This is a genomic window from Rania fehmarnensis, from assembly GCF_056494185.1.
The window spans coordinates 3,405,089-3,422,656 of the sequence record NZ_CM151398.1 but is presented as its reverse complement, the minus strand read 5'-3'; the positions used below and the strand labels follow the sequence as shown (position 1 = coordinate 3,422,656).

The 17,568-nt window shown below is 55.6% G+C and carries 14 protein-coding genes; 9 read left to right on the top strand and 5 right to left on the bottom strand.

The features are described 5' to 3' along the window. The 3 genes from SH573x_RS11595 to SH573x_RS11585 all read right to left on the bottom strand — a co-directional run bounded on the left by SH573x_RS11595 (position 1) and on the right by SH573x_RS11585 (position 3,178). Positions 1–267, bottom strand: a complete 267-nt coding sequence (locus SH573x_RS11595) for a hypothetical protein (RefSeq protein ID WP_479355169.1) — start codon at positions 265–267, stop codon at positions 1–3. Between the two features lie 299 nt (positions 268–566). Beyond that, complete coding sequence (locus SH573x_RS11590) at positions 567–1,670, bottom strand: hypothetical protein (protein WP_479355167.1); 1,104 nt, start codon at positions 1,668–1,670, stop codon at positions 567–569. A gap of 200 nt (positions 1,671–1,870) precedes the next feature. Then, complete coding sequence (locus tag SH573x_RS11585; RefSeq protein ID WP_479355165.1) at positions 1,871–3,178, bottom strand: glycosyltransferase 87 family protein; 1,308 nt, start codon at positions 3,176–3,178, stop codon at positions 1,871–1,873. 138 nt (positions 3,179–3,316) lie between these two features. Between SH573x_RS11585 and SH573x_RS11580 the strand changes: the two genes are divergently transcribed. The 3 genes from SH573x_RS11580 to aroA all read left to right on the top strand — a co-directional run bounded on the left by SH573x_RS11580 (position 3,317) and on the right by aroA (position 7,198). Further along, positions 3,317–4,543, top strand: a complete 1,227-nt coding sequence (locus tag SH573x_RS11580) for a porin family protein (protein WP_479355163.1) — start codon at positions 3,317–3,319, stop codon at positions 4,541–4,543. Between the two features lie 91 nt (positions 4,544–4,634). Beyond that, entirely contained in the window at positions 4,635–5,876 is a 1,242-nt protein-coding gene (locus SH573x_RS11575; RefSeq protein ID WP_479355161.1) for an outer membrane protein assembly factor BamB family protein, read from the top strand. After that, positions 5,873–7,198, top strand: coding sequence for a 3-phosphoshikimate 1-carboxyvinyltransferase (gene aroA / locus SH573x_RS11570; protein WP_479355159.1), 1,326 nt, complete (start codon positions 5,873–5,875; stop codon positions 7,196–7,198). Before SH573x_RS11575 ends, aroA begins: the two co-directional genes overlap by 4 nt. 99 nt (positions 7,199–7,297) lie before the next feature. Here the strand turns inward: aroA and SH573x_RS11565 are convergent, their stop codons facing one another. Next, on the bottom strand, positions 7,298–7,570 hold the full coding sequence (locus SH573x_RS11565; protein ID WP_479355158.1) for a hypothetical protein: 273 nt from the start codon (positions 7,568–7,570) through the stop codon (positions 7,298–7,300). A gap of 397 nt (positions 7,571–7,967) precedes the next feature. Between SH573x_RS11565 and SH573x_RS11560 the strand changes: the two genes are divergently transcribed. Genes SH573x_RS11560 through SH573x_RS11550 form a run of 3 tightly spaced genes read left to right on the top strand, consistent with a single transcriptional unit; the run spans position 7,968 to position 10,568 of the window. Then, on the top strand, positions 7,968–8,729 hold the full coding sequence (locus tag SH573x_RS11560) for a glucosamine-6-phosphate deaminase (RefSeq protein ID WP_479355156.1): 762 nt from the start codon (positions 7,968–7,970) through the stop codon (positions 8,727–8,729). Between the two features lie 28 nt (positions 8,730–8,757). Beyond that, positions 8,758–9,675 carry an amidohydrolase family protein gene (locus tag SH573x_RS11555; RefSeq protein WP_479355154.1) on the top strand — a complete coding sequence of 306 codons (918 nt, stop codon included), beginning with the start codon at positions 8,758–8,760 and terminating at the stop codon, positions 9,673–9,675. Continuing rightward, positions 9,666–10,568 carry an ATP-grasp domain-containing protein gene (locus tag SH573x_RS11550; RefSeq protein WP_479355152.1) on the top strand — a complete coding sequence of 301 codons (903 nt, stop codon included), beginning with the start codon at positions 9,666–9,668 and terminating at the stop codon, positions 10,566–10,568. Before SH573x_RS11555 ends, SH573x_RS11550 begins: the two co-directional genes overlap by 10 nt. Positions 10,569–10,703: 135 nt before the next feature. On the opposite strand, the gene recG is transcribed toward SH573x_RS11550, so the two are convergent. Next, positions 10,704–12,860 (bottom strand): ATP-dependent DNA helicase RecG, encoded by a 2,157-nt coding sequence (gene recG, locus SH573x_RS11545; RefSeq protein ID WP_479355150.1) that lies wholly within the window; start codon positions 12,858–12,860, stop codon positions 10,704–10,706. A gap of 301 nt (positions 12,861–13,161) precedes the next feature. On the opposite strand from recG, the gene SH573x_RS11540 reads away from it, so the two are divergent. The 3 genes from SH573x_RS11540 (at position 13,162) to SH573x_RS11530 (ending at position 17,363) form a co-directional block, all read left to right on the top strand. After that, positions 13,162–14,073: a hypothetical protein gene (locus tag SH573x_RS11540; protein ID WP_479355148.1), complete on the top strand. Its 912-nt coding sequence runs from the start codon at positions 13,162–13,164 to the stop codon at positions 14,071–14,073. Between the two features lie 286 nt (positions 14,074–14,359). Continuing rightward, a complete protein-coding gene (locus SH573x_RS11535) occupies positions 14,360–15,163 on the top strand; it encodes a hypothetical protein (protein ID WP_479355147.1) in 804 nt (267 codons plus the stop codon). Between the two features lie 295 nt (positions 15,164–15,458). Further along, the gene (locus SH573x_RS11530) at positions 15,459–17,363 is read left to right on the top strand and encodes an aldo/keto reductase (RefSeq protein ID WP_479355145.1); all 1,905 of its coding nucleotides are present in this window, start codon (positions 15,459–15,461) and stop codon (positions 17,361–17,363) included. Positions 17,364–17,568 lie beyond the last annotated feature (205 nt).

The following is a 17,568-nucleotide window of genomic DNA, read 5'->3' as shown; positions in this document are numbered from 1 at the left end:
CTATTGTGGCATCGTAAAGCGGGGAGTGACCATTCGATCGGGCTTGGGTAGTGGTGTGGCCGACAATTGGCCAGCATCCACGGCGGCCGCCGTTTCGCGAATCTTCTTGCTCAGTACCGCTGCATCATACCAGCTGAAACTCAGCTGGGGATCAGCAGCGTAACGACCTAACATGCGTAGAGTTTCTACGCGATGTTCGTCGTCATACAAAAAGATGTACCGCTCTTCGCCTTTGACCATCGCCAACACATTGATCTCTTTGCTCATGCCTCATCCCTCCCTGGAGCATGCACGTGCACTTGTTCACCTGTTTGTCACGAGTGTTGATTCATGACGAGTGGGTCGCTCGCACAAGAATCGTGACATTGGATGAACGTCTCTTAGTTGCAATCCATTACTGCAAATTCAGCCGTAACATTGCTGGGCATGACGAACAGACCTAAGCGGCAAACTGTTCGGTTTGAAACAACCGAGACCGTTAGTTCTGATGACGACCAGCAGTGCTGTCTGTAGCGATTGATCGCGTCGTAACCCTAGATATGCAAGGGACTTCGCGCTCTATCGCTTCAACGCTGGTATCGGTCTATTGGCCATCGAAAGATCAAGCGGCTTTCATCTTCGCCGCCGCGACAAGCGAGCGTTTCTGTCACGTGAAAGTGACAACAGACTCTTATAAAGTCTTCGCTTCTTTGGAGATACGCTTGCCAACCACCGAAGCGTACGTCGTCTCGGAAGTAAAAGTAGTCCGAAACACGTCGTGTAAAATCTTCGTCATGACCGTTATAGTTCCGCATGTGCGAGATGATAGGCTCATGCTGTGGCAGCATTGCAGGTCGCACTGGTGAGGGTCCGTCAGGTACAAAACCGCGTGGATCTGGCCAATCATTAGGCAAAGCCAACGCAGTCGCTTCGCCGCTCATCGGCAGCCCGCTCGATCCAACTACTATCTCTGTGTCAGCTTGTTGTGCGATCAGTTCTGACACCGATGCCGGTTGGATAAGCTCTGCGTCCTCAACTTGATCTTCTGGCATCAATGCTGGAGGTGTCGAGTGTTTTTCCATCGGAGGAGGCGCAGGTGATTCCATGGGCAAACCTTGCGCAGTCAGTTCCGGCGTCTGCGTTTTCAACTGCTCCGCTGCCAGAGCCCGCTGTGCCTCGCGATGCACCCAATCAGGAATCTTCTTCTCTTCTTTGGTACCCCAAGGCATGCCGTAACCCGGCAGCACTGGATGAAAGCCAGGATTGGCCGCATACCAATTGACCTTCATACTCATGCGCGGTGGATAGTAGGGCGTATAGTCGATGACCGAACCCAACAGGACGGCATCCACCCCGAGTGCTTGCGCGAACTCTTGAAAGTCCTGTCCGTTAGCTAGCGGGCGCTGATACTCTTCCAACTTGGCCTTGACGACCCCCAAGGGCAGCACTTCAAAGCCCGGGATCGCTTGCAGTTCGTCAATATAGGCCAGAGCGACACGCTCGCCCGAGAGAGTAGGTTCCTGACTCTGATTGACAAACGGGAGCACCGCAATCGTTTTCAATTGTGGAAACGGATTGTTGTACTGCGGCTTGTGCTTGATGTCAGGAATCAAGCTGCAACCGGTAGAAATCGCAATGCAAGCTATCGACACACAGTAGCCAACCACCCAGCGGCAGAGGCCAATTCTCATTCCTGGTGAGTTGCTAGCTTGAGCGAGAGTCACTAGTCGGCTCTGTCAATGGTTAAAGACAAGCCGGCCTACGTGGCAATAAATGCAAACAAACACGTCGACCACCCCCCGGCGGCTAACGATATCATCGGCAAAGTTTACCTGACCCCTACAGTTTAAAAGTCAGAATCTCCCAAAAGTCGCCCCCGTAGCGGAATGCGTCAAGCATTTCGCTTGGCCCGTCCCAACCAGGGAAGGGCGCAAATGCCCAGCCAAGCTGCGGTCATGGCTACCGGTCCGGTCGAAGTGAGCATGCGATGGTTGGCATCGGATATCGCGCCGCCTTTCAGGAAAACTTCGGAGCTGGGGTAGTTCCAGGCGACCAACAGCAGCAAACCGGCGATCACCCAGCGCATGCGTTGCGAACCGCGAACGGTGCTCGGTTCGTTCAGCAGCAGCCCCATGGCAATTGGAAAAATCAAAAGTGCATCGTACACGTGGTGATAAAGTGTCGAGAGGATGCTGACAGCCACGATGCCGCTGGATAGGCCCGCGCAGCGATAATCGCCTTTCACGAATTGCATCCGCCACAGCGCAATGGCCGGCAGCGGCAAGAGCGCGGTCATCACCATCAAATGCGTCATTTCGCTGGGCTGCCATTGCACCCACTTGGCAAAGAGCGCGAGTGAATCGATGCGCGTCCACGTGTTGATCGGCAGCTCGTACGAATCTTCCATGTGAGCCGTCTGACCATGTTGCAAGTCTTGCCACAATTGCATGGGCGTCGCCACCAACAGCAGGCGTCCCACACCTAAGAGAACTCCGACGATCGACAACCCCAAGCCGCGCAGGGCGGCTGGATAATCTCCGCGAGCGAACATCAACAAAAAGAGTGGTATAGCGTAAGTTGGTTTGCATGACGTTAAAGCTACACCCAGAGCGGACAGCCAGGGACGTTCACGCGCCAGCGACAGAGCCAACAACGTGCCCACAACCATCCACGCGGTCAGGTAACCGGTGAACAGCGTCGTATGGCCAGAGCGACTGGCCAGCACCAGCAGCCAAGTCATTAGTAGCCAAGTGGTCCGCCGCGTGGTGTCGTCGATCCAACGCACACTTAGCCACGCCACAATTAGCAGCAAGCAGCAATTGAGTGCGAAGTAGATGATTTCCGCCGCGCGGACGGGCAACAGGGCCACCGGTGCATGCAGCCAAAGTAGTAGCGGAGACATTAGTGGTAGCGGGCGGGTCACCGGGTATTCTCTCGAGAACCGCTCGCCGTAAGGACTCACGCCGTCAAGAAATGCGCGCGTCGGATAATAGACGCCATTGTGAAAATCGAATTGCCCCGCCAGGGAGCGATCAAATTCTGCAACCTCCGGTACATCGTAGCGCCACACACTACGAAGGGCGGACAGTCCCACCACGGCAGTAATCAAAAGCGCAAGGACGATCCACAGCGCCAGGGGCGCGCGGTTTTTCGGTACAGTTTGGGCAGAGCCGGTATCGGCTGATGCACTTGTTTCCACGTAAATTTCTTCCGCAATGAATCCACGTTGGCCAATCGTGCCGATTGGCTATCCCCGCATAGCGGAGCTCAGATTAAGAGATTACCTTATGGTGACATTCAGGTTCACCAGAACATCGCAATTGTGAAGTTTTCCACAATGAATATTTGTCAATTACACGTAAACTCGGTCGCTCGCAAAGCCCAAATCATGTTTTGCAGTTTGGTTCGGCCAACTTTTCGTACCACGGCGCTCGCTCGGGCAGTTGTGTTGAGTGCAGGATTGGTGGGCGCAGGGTTAACGTGGGCAGAGCCCGCATGTGCTCAAGATCCGCTCGACTCGATTCTGAATATCCAACGTGGCGGTCAAGGCATCGCTCAAGCCCATGCTGCCGCCGAGCAACTGGTACGCAGCGGTCTGACGATCGAGGCATTGCTCGGCAAAGCCGCCAGCGCCAATCCAGTAGCTAAGAACTGGCTGCTGGCCATCGCGGGATCGATGCTCGACAGACAAGGCATCGATAAAGCCCAGCCCGCCTTGGAGAAGATCTTGGTCGACCAGTCCGCTGACGGCGAAGTGCGTTACTGGGTGCTCGACCGACTGGCCGGCAGCGATATCACTCTGCGTGAAAAACTTCTGGATGGGCGCACCGAAGATGCCAGTCTGGATATTCGCTTCGAAGCAATTCAAGAAGCCATCAAGAAACTGCCCAGCGTTGAATCGGCGAAAAGCGATGACCAGTTGAAGCAGCAGGCTGTGGCTGGTTATCAACAACTCTTGAAGGCCTCGCGTCAACATGAACAGATTAATTCGATCGCTGGTGCCCTGAAAGAGCTCGGCGCAGAAGTTAACCTCCTGAAGCATTTTGGATTTGTTAGCCAGTGGCAGGTTATCGGGCCATTCGACAATCGCAAGGAAGTCGGTTTTCCGCTGGCCTATAAGCCGGAAGATGACTTTTCCCGCCAAGGCAAGCTGGATATGAAGATGATGTACAAAGGCAAAAACGAAAACAGCGAAGTTGCCTGGCAACCTGCGACGACTGACAAACCCGACGGCGCAGTGGATTTGAATCCCATTTTCTTAAACGAAAAAGGCGCCGTCGTTTACGCTTATACCACCATTGAACGGCCGGCGGACGTCGAGTGCGAAGTACGCTGGGGCACGCCCAATGCCAACAAGATTTGGATCAATGGTCGCGAGATTACCGGCAACAATGTGTATCACACCGGCGCGCAAATCGATCAGTATGCGACTGGTGTCCAACTCAAACGCGGCGTCAACACCGTGCTCTTGAAGTTGTGCCAAAACGAACAAACCGAAGCTTGGGCGCAAGACTTTTCATTCATGCTGCGGTTCACTGACTTCACCGGCGCAGCTCTTAAGTAAGTGTCTCCTTTCGCTCCGCGAAAGGTTAACAGCCTCGCCTTTCGCGGAGCGAAAGGAGACAATCAAGATTGAAATGCAAGAAAGCAGGATTATGTTGCGACGACTTTTTGCGATAGTTGGCTTGACCGCATGCATGTGGCCAGTGGTGAGCACTTGCTCCGGCGAAGACTGGTTAGGATTTCTGGGCAACGGCGGTAACGCCTTTGCGCCCAAAAGCAGTTTGCCCCTGACGTTCTCGGTTGCCGCCGAAGGTAAAACCGCCAGCAACATCAAGTGGCGCGTACCCATCGCAGGTCGAGCGGTAAGCGGGCCAGTCGTGGTGGGCAATAAAGTCTTCTCAACCAGCAGCAGCGGCATTGAACAACGTTGGTGCGAAGTAAATTGTGTCGACCTGCAGAGCGGCAAAGAACTGTGGACGCGCAAGATCAAAACCACTGGCCGCCCTTATTGCCATCCAACCAGTTCCAATGCAGCCCCCACTCCCTGTAGCGATGGCCAACACGTGGTCGCGTTCTTCAGCTCCAATGATTTGGTCTGTTACGACTTGGACGGTAACCTCATGTGGTATCGTGGCCTGGCCTACGATAATCCGAAAGCTGGTAACGATGTGGGCATGAGTTCCTCGCCGGTGATCGCCGGCGGCGTGGTCGTTGTTCAAAGCGAATGCCAGGCGGATTCGTTCGCGACCGGTGTAGATGTTAAGACGGGTGCCACGTTGTGGCAAATCGAACGACCACACCAGGCCAATTGGGCTTCGCCAGCAGTTCTACGTGGCGCCGATGGCCAAATGGTTGTGTTGCTGCAGAGCTCAGTAGGAATCGTAGCAGTGGATCCACGCAGCGGTTCGGAAGTTTGGAAGCTGGACGAAAAGTGCTCCTCTGTACCGACCAGCGTCGCCGTCGATGGCAAGTTCTACATACCCGGCAGTAACTTGAAAGCCTTCGAATTGCCTCGGGGTTTGGAAGCACCGAAGCTGTTGTGGGAAGCCCAGCGCGTGTCACCCGGTAACTCTTCGGCAGTGGTGACCGATAACATGGTCCTGAATATCAAAGGCTCGGTGTTAGCTGCGATCAGTTTAAAAGGAGAACTGCTGTGGCAAACGCGACTGGGTGAATTGGGTCAGGTTTGGGCTTCACCGATCGTGGCTGGTAACAAACTGTACATCTTTGGCGTCAAGGGACGTTGCGTCGCAGTTGAACTGTCCGACAAAGAAGGCAAGATTGTTGGCGAAAGTGAACTGGGCGAAGAAGTCTTGGGCTCGCCCGCAGTAGCCGGTAACGCCCTCTTGGTGCGCAGCGTCGATGCTCTTTGGAAGATTGCCGCCGATCAATGAATGAGCACCGCGCAGCCCCTGTGACTGCGGCCATCGATATTCAACCCTGTGGACCAGTGGTCGGTCGCATTCGACCACCGGGTAGCAAGAGCTTGACCAATCGAGCCCTGGTGCTGGCAGCGCTGGCGCGAGGCACATCGCAACTCAGCGGTGTGCTGGATAGCGAAGACACGCACGTCATGATCGAAGCCTGGCGCAAGCTGGGTATCAACATCGAAGGCCAGGCCAATTCTGGCCAGTTGACCATTCATGGATGTGGTGGAGAACTGCCCAATCGATCCGCTGATCTGTTCATTGGCAACAGTGGCACCACGATCCGTTTTATGACTGCAGCCCTGGCCGCTTGCCACGGTCAATTCACACTCGATGGTATCGCCCGCATGCGACAACGACCGATTGGTGATCTGCTGGCTGCTTTGAAACAATTAGGCGCATCCGTTAAAAGCTTGAATGCAGAACTACCCGATTGCCCGCCGGTTTCCATCGATGCACATGGATTAAAAGGCGGAGTGGCGCGCGTCTCTGGCAACATCTCCAGCCAGTACCTATCGGGCTTGATGATGGCGGCCCCATTGGCTCAAAGCTGCGTGCAGTTGCAAGTTGAAGGCGAACTGGTTTCAGTTCCCTATGTGCACATGACTGCCCGCGTCATGGAATCTTTTGGCGCGAAAGTACTCGGACCCGATCAAGGTCCTTTTCAGATCGAACCGACTGGCTACTGTGCAACCAACTACGACATCGAACCTGACGCCTCAGCGGCCAGTTATTTTTGGGCTATAGCTGCTATTACCGCCGGCGATGTTACCGTGGAAGGACTCGACCGACACAGTTTGCAGGGTGATATCCGCTTTTGTGAAGTGCTCCAGCAGATGGGCTGCGAGGTCGTTTATGGCGATGGAAACTTACGCATCGTCGGTGGGCATTTGCGGGGGATCGATGTCGACATGAACGACATTAGCGATACCGTTCAAACGCTATCGGCCGTCGCGCTGTATGCCGAGGGCCCCACACGCATCCGAGGTGTAGCCCACAACCGCCACAAAGAAACCGATCGCATTGCGGACCTGGCGCGAGAACTTCGCAAATTCACCGACCGCGTCGACGAACATGATGACGGTTTGACCATTTGGCCGGTCACTTTGTCCGGTTCCAACGAGAACACGCAAGGTGTAACAAGCGTAGAAACGTACAATGATCACCGCATGGCGATGAGCCTGGCACTAATTGGTCTGAAGCGACCGGGCGTGCGGATTCTCAATCCCGCTTGCACGATCAAAACATATCCCAACTACTGGCAAGATCTGGCAACATTGACTCAGTAGGTGTGGGAACTCGTACTCCTACTGGCACTCGGATTCGTACTCCTACTCGAAATGGGCCCGAGTAGGAGTAGGAGGGTTCCGGGCTTTGCCGATTAGCCGTCATGGAACCGATAGTCGTTCGTTAACCGAATCGATGTATTCTTTGGCCCGGGCCAGCGCCAGGTCGGCAGCTTCGTCGATCCAAGGGGTTTCCTTGTGCTCGGTAGCTATGAACTCTGCCTCGCAATGACAACACTGGACCGCTCGATTGAGCAATTCAATGCGAATCTGCAAATTGCGACCACAAGTTGGACAAGGGCGAATGAATAGGACTCCTGACGCCATAAAACCTCCGAGTTGAGCATTTCGAGGAGAGACCAAGACACTGCTCATGGCGATATAAACTTCCGATCAACGGGTTTGAGGGATTATCCCGGGAACAACTCGTCGAGTCAACCCTAAAGACGAACTCCATTCCTTTACGGCTAGCATTTGGGTGCGCAAGTGAACGCAAAAAGAAATATCAGCCAAGATCGTATGAAGAGCAGAGGCCGTCTGCGGTTGGGTTGGCAGTAAGCAATTTACGGACCGATGACATGAGCCGGTTTGATTTGAAGACACCGGAAATGTGCCGCCTAGGCTTCCAGTTGATGGCATTTACCGTTCAACTAAGTACAGCTTTGCGTTGACCGGTCTGCTCCACTGCTACGCTAGCAATTGCTGTACACTAGTGGCACCACGCGCCGAGCTGATAACCAACGCGGATGAAAACCAGAAAGGACGAGAACGGATGCAGATTGTGATCGCCGATTCCAGACCGACCATGGGAAGTTACGTAGCCGAAGCCGCTGCTGCGCACCTTCAACTTCGTCTGTCTCAGCAGTCTGAGGCGAACCTGGTGGTAGCCACTGGCTCCAGCCAGTTCGAAGTGCTTGACAATCTGATTCGGATGCCTGGTATCGATTGGTCGCGCGTCAACGGCTTTCATCTCGATGAGTACTTGGGTTTGCCTTGCACTCACTCTGCCTCGTTTTGCGGGTACTTGAAACAGCGTTTTGTAGATAAGGTGCCGCTGAAGTCGTTCTTCTTTCTCGATGGCACCGTACCACCAGACGAACTGATTCGCCTGGCCACTGAAAGGCTGAGCGGCCGCAAGATTGATCTGCTGTTGTGCGGTATCGGCGAAAACGGGCACCTGGCCTTCAACGATCCCCCGGCTGATTTTGCGACCCAGGAAGTTTACAAAGTTGTCGAGCTGGACGAAGCCTGCCGTCGCCAGCAAGTTGGCGAAGGCTGGTTCGATACCTTGGATCAAGTTCCAACCCAAGCGATCAGCATGACGATTCATCAGATTTTGAAGGCTGAGCGGATCTTGTGTAGCGTGCCCGACCGTCGCAAGGCCGATGCGGTCAAAGCTACGCTGGAAGGTCCGCTGAGTCCCGAGGTACCAGCGTCTGCGCTCAGTCATCATCCGTCGACTACGCTCATCTTGGACGCGACCAGCAGCAGCCTACTCAGTTCGCAAACGCTGGCCCTCAGCGAACATCTCTAGGACTTCAGCCAGCGGTTAACATAGCGGTATGGCCAAGTACGTCGACCTGCAAGTCAATGGCTTTATGGGTGTGGACTTCAACGATCCGCACATCACTCATCAAGCTATCAGTAAAGCAGCCGCCCAGATGCGAGAGGGCGGTGTTGAAACGGCTTTGGCAACAGTGATCACCGGTCCGCTGGAAGCCATGTGCGCTTGCCTGTCGCGGATCGCCCGCTCCATCGACGACGACCCAGCGGTGGGTCAGACCATTGGTGGCCTGCATATCGAAGGACCATTCATCAGTGCCGAGCGCGGCTATGTCGGCGCACATCCGGTGGATTGCGTGCTGCGAGATGATGTGGCGGCGCTAGACCAACTGCTCTTTGCCGGGCGCAGCCATGTCAAACTGGTGACTCTCGCACCCGAGATCGATCCTGATTGTCGATTGATCAAGCACCTGGTAGATCGCGGCATACTGGTGGCCGCGGGTCACACCAATGCCAGCGTCCCACAACTCGAACGAGCCATCGAAGCCGGCCTGACGATGTTCACACATATCGGCAACGCTTGCCCAATGCAAACGCATCGCCATGACAATATTCTGCAGCGAGCGATGAGTCTGTCACCACGTTTAAAGACGACTTTTATTGCCGATGGCTGGCACTTGCCCGCGTTCGTAATCGAGAACTTGATTCGCTGTGCATCGCCGGAGAACCTGGCAGTGGTTTCCGATGCAATTGCCGCAGCTGGACTGGGGCCAGGCGAATTTCAAATCGGCAAACAACGCGTGCAAGTTGGTGCCGACAAATGTGCGCGCAGCGCTGATGGACAAAACTTCGTCGGCGCAGCCTCAACGCTGGCTGATGCAGATGCGTGGTTGGCGGCACATGTCAGCTTGAGTTCGAGCGATCGCCAACGGCTGCTATATGACAATCCCAAGAAGTGGCTGGCACTATGCACCTAGCCTTGGTCACTTGCGACTCGTACGCCGTCAGTTCATCCGCGGCCGATGATTGGTATGTAGGGAACATCCTTCGCGAAGACGCCTTACTGTCGCAGGCCTTGGCCCAGCAGGCATGTAAGTGCGCGCGAGTTTCGTGGTCCGATCCCCATGTTGACTGGAGCAAATTTGATGCGGCCATCCTTCGCTCCACGTGGGATTACTTTCACCGCTTTCAAGAATTTAATCAGTGGCTGACACATGTCGCCAGTCAGACTCGCCTGTGCAACCCACTGGAGATAGTGCAGTGGAATATCGACAAACACTATCTGCAAGACCTGGCTGGTAGTGGACTGCACGTTGTTCCATCTGTATTCATCGAGGCGGGCTCGTCCGACACCATACTGGATCTGCTGGTCGAAAATGAGTGGACCGCGGCCGTGATCAAGCCATGCATTTCAGGCGCGGCCCGTCACACGTATCGCATCGACCGCGAGAATGCTGCACAGATTGATTCGCTGCTTCAACCACTGCGTGCACACGAAGCCTTTATGTTGCAGCCCTTTGTGCCATCGATTATTGAACATGGCGAAGACACGCTGGTGATGGCCGGTGACACTTTCACGCATGCCATACGTAAGCGCGCCAAGCCTGGCGACTTTCGTGTGCAAGACGATCATGGTGGAACAGTTTCCACTTGTCAGGTCACGTCCGCGCAAATCGATACTGCCATCGCCGCCATGCGGGCTTGCAGTTCGCTGCCGGCTTACGGGCGCGTGGATATGGTTCACGATCAAGCCGGCCGATGGATGATTATGGAACTGGAATTGATCGAACCCGAATTGTGGATGCGCTTGGCCCCGCAATCTTCTCAAGCCGTAGCAACTGCCATCTTAAGAAGTTTGCATTCCTCGTAGCCAAACTCGCAGTAGGCGAACTCTTTGTAGCCGAACTCTTTGTAGCCGAACTCGCCAGAGTTTGGATTGCAACCAACCAAACTCTGGCGAGTTCGGCTACAAAGAAAGTCCAAACTCTGGCGAGTTCGGCTACGGTTAACCCACGTCGCTGACTTCCATCCAACTGGCGTGCCGGCCCATGACCTGTTTCTTGAGGCGTTGCAGAGTGGGATCGTCCAATTGAGGATCATGGTCCAACATTTCTCGAGCGACGCGTTGAGCAACTTCGACCAGTTGGGCATCGCGTGTCAGGTCAGCCACTCGCAATTCTGACGCTCCGTGTTGGCGTGTGCCGACTAAATCGCCCGGTCCACGCAGTTGCAGATCCATCTCGGCCAGTTCGAATCCATCGCTGGTCTTTTCGAAAGCTTTCAAACGTTGGTTATCGGTCAGGTCCGAGCCCAGCGAGGCGAAGGCACAGACATAACCAGTGTGTCGCCCGCGTCCGACTCGGCCGCGCAATTGGTGAAGCTGCGCCAAGCCAAGCTTGTCGGCATCCAAGATGGTCATGACGGATGCATTGGGCACATCGATACCGACTTCAACCACGGTGGTTGCGACCAAGATATCCAGTTCGCCACCGGCGAATTCTGATAGGACGCGTTCTTTTTCCGCACTGGGCATCTGGCCATGCAACAAGCCGACGCGGCGATGAGCGAATCGACCGGTGGATAATTCCTCGGCCACGCTGGTGGCGCCGCGGGCATCATCATCCGATTCGGAGGCATGTACGCGCGGTGCAATGACAAAGGCTTGACGACCACCTGCAATCTGGTCGTCCATGAATTGCCACCAGCTATTAAGCGTTTCGGGTTGTCCTAGATAAGTTCGCACTTCGCTGCGTCCGGGTGGCTTGTCGCGAATGATGGAGACATCCAAATCGCCGAAGGCGGTCATTGCGATCGTGCGCGGTATGGGAGTGGCGCTGAGCACCAGGTAGTGTGGTTGATGATCGTCGTGCCGGATCTTGGCTCGCTGCTCGACACCAAATTTATGCTGTTCATCGATAATCACGAGCGCCAGCCTGGCGAACCTTACGTCTTGACTCAGCAAGGCTTGGGTGCCGATCACCAAGTCAATTTCGCCGCCGGCAATCTTCTCCAGCAGTTCCGAGCGTTGCGTTCGCGTAAGGGCTCCGGTCAGCAGGCCGATCCTTACGCGACTGGATGCGAGACTTTTTGAAAGCGAATTAGCGTGCTGCCGGGCGAGCACTTCGGTGGGCGCCATCAGGGCAGCTTGATAGCCACCAGCCACGCACAACAGCATCGCATACTGGGCCACCACGGTCTTGCCGCAGCCTACATCACCCTGCAGCAACCGATTCATAGGGATATCGCGTTGCATATCCCGGGCAACATCATCGATAGCTCGCGCTTGGTCGCCGGTCAGGATGTATCCCAAGCGATTCAGAATGCGTGCGTGGATTTTGCCGGAGTGCTCCAGAGCAGGCGCTTTGGCTCCCGCCTGTCGACTGAGTCTCTGCATACCAACGGCCAGTTGCAGCAGCAATAATTCTTGGACCACAAAGCGGCGACGGGCCAGGGCGGCGCGCTCCAGCGTGTCGGGCCAGTGAATCTGCGAGAGAGCTTCTTGGATTGGCAGCACGTCGAGCCTCTGCCGGACTGCCGCAGGCAGGGCGTCTTCAACCAGCGGGATCAAGCGTTCGATTCCTTTGCGAAACATCTTGCGCATGGCGCCTTGCTGCAGGCCTTCGGTCAGAGGATAGACCGGCAGCGGTTTGAGACTCTCGGGAACTTCGTCCTCCCCTAGCGGAACGATCTCAGGATGCACGATTTCCCAGCTGGTACCGGTCGACTTCACCAGACCCGTGGCCATCAGCCGCAGGCCGATACTCAAGTCTTTTAGACGAAAGGGCTGGTTGAACCACATCAGTCGCAGATGGGCCAGGGCGTCTAGTTTGAGCAGTGCTCCGAGCATGTGTTTGCCCGTTTGAGTAAACCGCTGGTCCAGTTCGACAATGTGGCCCACGACGCTAACGCGTTCGTTTTCGACCAAGGTTTCGCCCGTGCGGACGGGCGCGACGGCTTCGTAAGTCCTGGGAAACAGGAACAGCAGGTCCACGGCGCGGTGGATGCCCATCTTGTTGAGTAGTTCGGCGCGGTTGGGACCGACGCCGGGCACAAACTGAATGGGATCGAACAGCTTCTGTGGCGTAAGTGCCGAGGAGTCCTCGGCCCCGGCTCGCGACGGAAAAGGCGGGCGATTGGATGTGAGTGACGTGTCAGGTTGCATGTTGATAAGCTCCTTCCATTAACTGTTGTAAGGAACCTGACAAGTCCCTGGGCGGTCGACAGGTGTGACGGGATGGGAAAATAGATACTACTTTCTGCAAAATAAATATACCGAAAAGCTGGCCGCGGAACTTTTGTTCAGCTCGTTGGTTTCATAAACTGAAGCGCCTTTGGCAGTTAGCGCACGTTTTGGCTTGCCGGACATCTGTGTCAGGCAGAAAAGTACTCAGTCGCTAAAAATTGCCATAGACTTGTCCCAGCGCTTTTCCAACCTTGTCGAGACCCCGTTTAAGGAGAGCCACATGTTGTCGCGTGTTTTCCGTGTTGGAACAACACTTGTTGTGCTAGGTTTGATGACTGCCAGTGCCCATGCTCAGGGTGGCGGTCGCGGTGGACCGGGCGGTGGCCGAGGGTTTCCTCGCGGAGGCACTGCTTCGGATATGCTCAGTCTGCTCTCAGCAGCCGAAGTTCGCAAAGAAGTTGGTTTGAGCGAAGAAGGCGGCCAGGCAGTTGATAAATTGCTCAAAGAAGCCGAAGAAGCTCGCGCAGCCATGTTTGGCGGCCGTGGTGGACCTGGCGGACCTGGCGGCGGCGGACCTGGTGGCCCTCCCGGTGGTGGCGAGCAAACTGATGAACAACGCGCCGAACGTGAACAACGCATGAAAGAAATGCGCGAGCGCATGGCCGAAACCCAGAAGAAGGCTGAGGAAGCCATCATGGGTGTGCTGAGCGACGAACAAAAGAAGGCTGTCGAAGAACTCAAGGGCAAGAAGTTTGAATTTCCAGAATCGCTACGTGCCGGCGGCATGATGGGCATGATGGGCATGGGCCGCGGCTTTGGCGGTGGCGGACGTGGTCCTGGTGGCGGCGGTGGCGGCGGCGGTCGCGGTCCTGGTGGCGGCGGCGGTGGCCCTGGATTTGACTTCGAAAAGATGCAAGCCCAACGCGAAGAAGCAGCCAAGAAAGCACAAGATCTGCTCGATGAAGTGCTACCACCTGAAGGTCTCGATCGCTTGATCGGTCTGTACGTTCAACTCCGCGGCACCAGCGCGATTACCGGTGAATTGCCTGCCAAGAAACTCGGACTAAGCGAAGACGATATCGCCAAGATCAATGAAGCCAACATGAACGCCATGCGCGAAGCATTCGGCGGCGGCGGTGGCGGTGGTGGTCGAGGCGGACGCAATCGTCCGGGCTCGGAATCCGGCACCTAATCTTCCTGAAGAGATGGATCAAAATAATTGATCAATAAATAATTGATCAGTAAATGATTTATAGCAGAGCAGCCAGGATAACTGGCTGCTCTCGCTTGGCGATTTCCCCGAGTCGCAGTGCTAGTGATAGTTGAGTTAGCGATAGCAACTTAGTGAACTGACTTTTGACCACTGAACCTGTCACAGGTTCCGCGACGGCTTATCTGAGGGCGATATGGCAAGGCGGCTAGTCATACCGAAACTCATACTGGGCTCCATTTTCACGGTCGGTGCTCCCTGCGAGTCTATGACCAATGGGCTTACGCCTGGCTTATGTGCAGCCTGCCCTCAACCCCCGGATTCTCCGGCCAAGTCCGCGCCCAACGTCAATGAACATGGCGACGAGAATCATCGTGGTGATCGACGTGGACGCGGCGGCCGCGGTGGTGTGCATCGCTTCATCTTTGAGGCCGTGCGCCGCGACGGCGGTCCGATCGAACTGATGCCCTTGCTGATGTACAAAAACGTGCGGCAATTCATCGGTGCCAATGACGAACAAAGCGCCAAATTCGAATCCTATTTCGCGGAGATGCAAAAGCGTTTGGAAGACGAACGCAAACAAGCCGAAAGCGATCCCAATACCGATTGGCCCAAGCTGTTCAAAGATCGCTTGGATAAAGAAAACAGCGCCTTTCAAGCATACTTGAGTGCTTTACCTCCAGAGCAATACGAACGTCTGATCGGTGTCTTTGTTCAACACCGGAACCTGCGGGCCCTGAGTAATCGCCTGGTCGCGATCGACAAACTGGGCATGTCGCCTGAGGCCGCAACGAAACTGCAGGGCGAGATCAATACGATTCGCGAAGAGACGATGCGCGAAAGCAACGAAGAGATGCGGCGCATCTTCACCAATGGCGGGCCTGGCGGACCAGACCAGGCTAGCTTCCAGAAACTAGTGCGCAAGAACCAAACCAAAGTCGATTCCAGAATTGAAAAACTCGTCGATAAAGCGACCATCGAAAAGCTGCATGCCTTGCGCGGCGCGGAACTACCGCGCGAACTAATGGAGAGTCTCGATGCACCTCCATTGCCACCACCCCCTAAGCCGTAGGCGTTAGCCTCGGTTGCAGCGCGTTTGAGGAGGAACCGGGGCTAACGCCGCTAACGCCCTCGGCTTAGTTGCCTCCTACTCCTACTCCTACTCCTACTCCTACTCCTACTCGAATCGCCGCACTGACAAGTCGAGCACGAGCACGAGCACGAGCAGGAGCAGGAGTAGGGTTCGGGAGCCCGTCAGCCTGCATGGGTGTTATTGAACGTTCGCCGCAGTTGGTGTAGAACGCGGAGCTCACGCCCGCAGCTGTGCGGTCTAGCGGCGCGCTAACACTACTCCACTGAGATATATCATGCGTAACGCGGGCGTCTTGGGCGTACTTGAAAACCCGTTGGTCTTTGGTCTGCTGCGATTGGGCACTGAGGATCGGCCTTCGACCGAAGAAAGCCTGGCTCTGATTCATCGGGCGCTCGATGCCGGTGTCCGCGTACTGGATACCGCTGATACCTACTGCTTGAATGACAAAGATCTGCATTACGGCGAGCAATTGGCTGATCAAGCCATCAAGAGTTGGTCTGGCCCACAGTCGGACATCAAGCTGATCACGAAAGTCGGTCTGGCTCGGCCTAAAGGCAAATGGGTACCGGCCGGCTCAGCCAAACAACTGCGCGCGGCAGTCGAAGGCAGTTTGGCCGCGCTGGGAGTAGAGCGATTATTTCTGGTGCAGTTGCACGCCAAAGACTCACGCGTACCCTACGAGGAGACGCTGGCCGCGCTCGCTCAGCTGCAACGCGAAGGCAAAATTGAGCATCTGGGATTGTGCAACGTATCGGTAGCGGAACTTCGGCAAGCCCAACGGCACTTCCCGGTGGTGAGCGTTCAGAATGAACTGAGCGTTATGGATCGCAGCGCGGCGACCAGCGGTCTGGTAGAGATGACGCGACAACTCGGCATACCTTTCTTGGCTTATCGTCCGCTGGGCGGTTATGCCAAAGTAGAAAAGCTGGAAAAGAACCGCGCCTTGGCTCCGCTGGTGAAGCGCCATGGTAAACCACCCTATGAATTGGCCATCGCGGCGGTCTTGGCCACAGCCGAAAATGTACTACCGCTATTTGGTGCCCGGCGCATGAGCAGTCTGGAGTCTTCACTGCGCGCACTGGAGATCAACTTGGATGCGCAAGATTTGGAAACGCTATACGCCAAGGTCTCGTTTGCGCCCACACCCGAGGCCTTGGCTGCGATTGCACCGCGCGTGATTCCGGCCGATTTACCGAAGCTCAAGCCCAATCAAGGCCCCGAGGCCGTCGGAACCGAAGAAGTAGTCTTGCTGATGGGTATCCAAGGCGCAGGCAAATCGGCGCTGGTGAAGGCGTATGAGCAAGCCGGCTATCAGCGACTCAATCGCGATCTCTTAGGTGGCAAGCTGGAGGATCTGGTCCCGGAATTGAAGAGCATGCTCGAAAGCGGTGCGCGCAAAGTTGTCCTCGATAATACCTATCCAACGCGCATCTCGCGTGAGGGCGTTATCAGCACCGCGCATCAACATCGACTACCGGTCCGCTGTCGATACCTGGCCACTTCCGCGGCTGATGCACGGTTCAATGTCGCCATGCGCATGTATTTGCGCTACGAACGATTGCTGAGCCCGGATGACTTGAAAGAGCTAGCCAAGAGCGATCCGAACTTGCCGCCACCCATTGCCATGCAACGCTGGCTCGATAGCTTCGAACCGCCGGCATTGGACGAAGGCTTTTCAGTAGTTGATGAGATTCCATTCGTGCGCCGCGCGGATGCATCGCTAGTCAACAAGGGCTTGCTCCTGGATGTCGATGGTACCTTGCGCAAGACCAAAAGCGGAGAACTCTATCCGCGTCAGCCTGATGATATCGAGCTGTTGCCGGGGCGGCGCGAAGTGTTGCAACGGTGGATCGAGCAGGGATATCAGTTGTTCCTGGTCTCCAATCAAAGCGGGGTCGCTTCCGGGCACCTGAGCGCCGAGCAAGCCACGGCTTGTTTTGACAAAACCGTCGAACTTCTCGGCTTGCCCGTCACTGAGACGTCGTATTGTCCCCATCCGGCTTTCCCCGCCGGTTGTTTTTGTCGCAAGCCAATGCCGGGTCTAGGCGTGCAGTTGATCTACAAATACAAACTGGCCCCCGAGCATTTGATCATGGTCGGCGACATGGACAGCGACGAAGCTTTCGCCCGCAGCCTAGGCGCCAAATACTACGATGCCAGCGAGTTCTTTAAAACTTAGTTTGCGTGTCGCCTCGCCGCGCAATCGTTTAACCCGTAGCCGCCAGGCGAGGTGCACCCGCTAATCAATCTCTGGCTCACTCTGAAGGCAGCGATTGATTAGCGGGTGCACCTCGCCTGGCGGCTACGGGTTAAACGATCCACTGCTCGATCCAAACCACAAATTCCACAGGCTGGAAGCCTATGCCACACAAATTTCACAGGCT

What these genes read in the sequence shown, in the direction of transcription:
- SH573x_RS11565 (WP_479355158.1), bottom strand. Translation starts at nt 7,570, where the DNA reads ATGAGCAGTGTCTTGGTCTCTCCTCGAAATGCTCAACTCGGAGGTTTT.
- SH573x_RS11560 (WP_479355156.1), top strand. Translation starts at nt 7,968, where the DNA reads ATGCAGATTGTGATCGCCGATTCCAGACCGACCATGGGAAGTTACGTA.
- SH573x_RS11530 (WP_479355145.1), top strand. Translation starts at nt 15,459, where the DNA reads ATGCGTAACGCGGGCGTCTTGGGCGTACTTGAAAACCCGTTGGTCTTT.
- SH573x_RS11595 (WP_479355169.1), bottom strand. Translation starts at nt 267, where the DNA reads ATGAGCAAAGAGATCAATGTGTTGGCGATGGTCAAAGGCGAAGAGCGG.
- SH573x_RS11590 (WP_479355167.1), bottom strand. Translation starts at nt 1,670, where the DNA reads ATGAGAATTGGCCTCTGCCGCTGGGTGGTTGGCTACTGTGTGTCGATA.
- SH573x_RS11580 (WP_479355163.1), top strand. Translation starts at nt 3,317, where the DNA reads ATGAATATTTGTCAATTACACGTAAACTCGGTCGCTCGCAAAGCCCAA.
- SH573x_RS11550 (WP_479355152.1), top strand. Translation starts at nt 9,666, where the DNA reads ATGCACCTAGCCTTGGTCACTTGCGACTCGTACGCCGTCAGTTCATCC.
- SH573x_RS11535 (WP_479355147.1), top strand. Translation starts at nt 14,360, where the DNA reads ATGACCAATGGGCTTACGCCTGGCTTATGTGCAGCCTGCCCTCAACCC.
- SH573x_RS11575 (WP_479355161.1), top strand. Translation starts at nt 4,635, where the DNA reads ATGTTGCGACGACTTTTTGCGATAGTTGGCTTGACCGCATGCATGTGG.
- SH573x_RS11555 (WP_479355154.1), top strand. Translation starts at nt 8,758, where the DNA reads ATGGCCAAGTACGTCGACCTGCAAGTCAATGGCTTTATGGGTGTGGAC.
- aroA (WP_479355159.1), top strand. Translation starts at nt 5,873, where the DNA reads ATGAATGAGCACCGCGCAGCCCCTGTGACTGCGGCCATCGATATTCAA.
- SH573x_RS11540 (WP_479355148.1), top strand. Translation starts at nt 13,162, where the DNA reads ATGTTGTCGCGTGTTTTCCGTGTTGGAACAACACTTGTTGTGCTAGGT.
- recG (WP_479355150.1), bottom strand. Translation starts at nt 12,860, where the DNA reads ATGCAACCTGACACGTCACTCACATCCAATCGCCCGCCTTTTCCGTCG.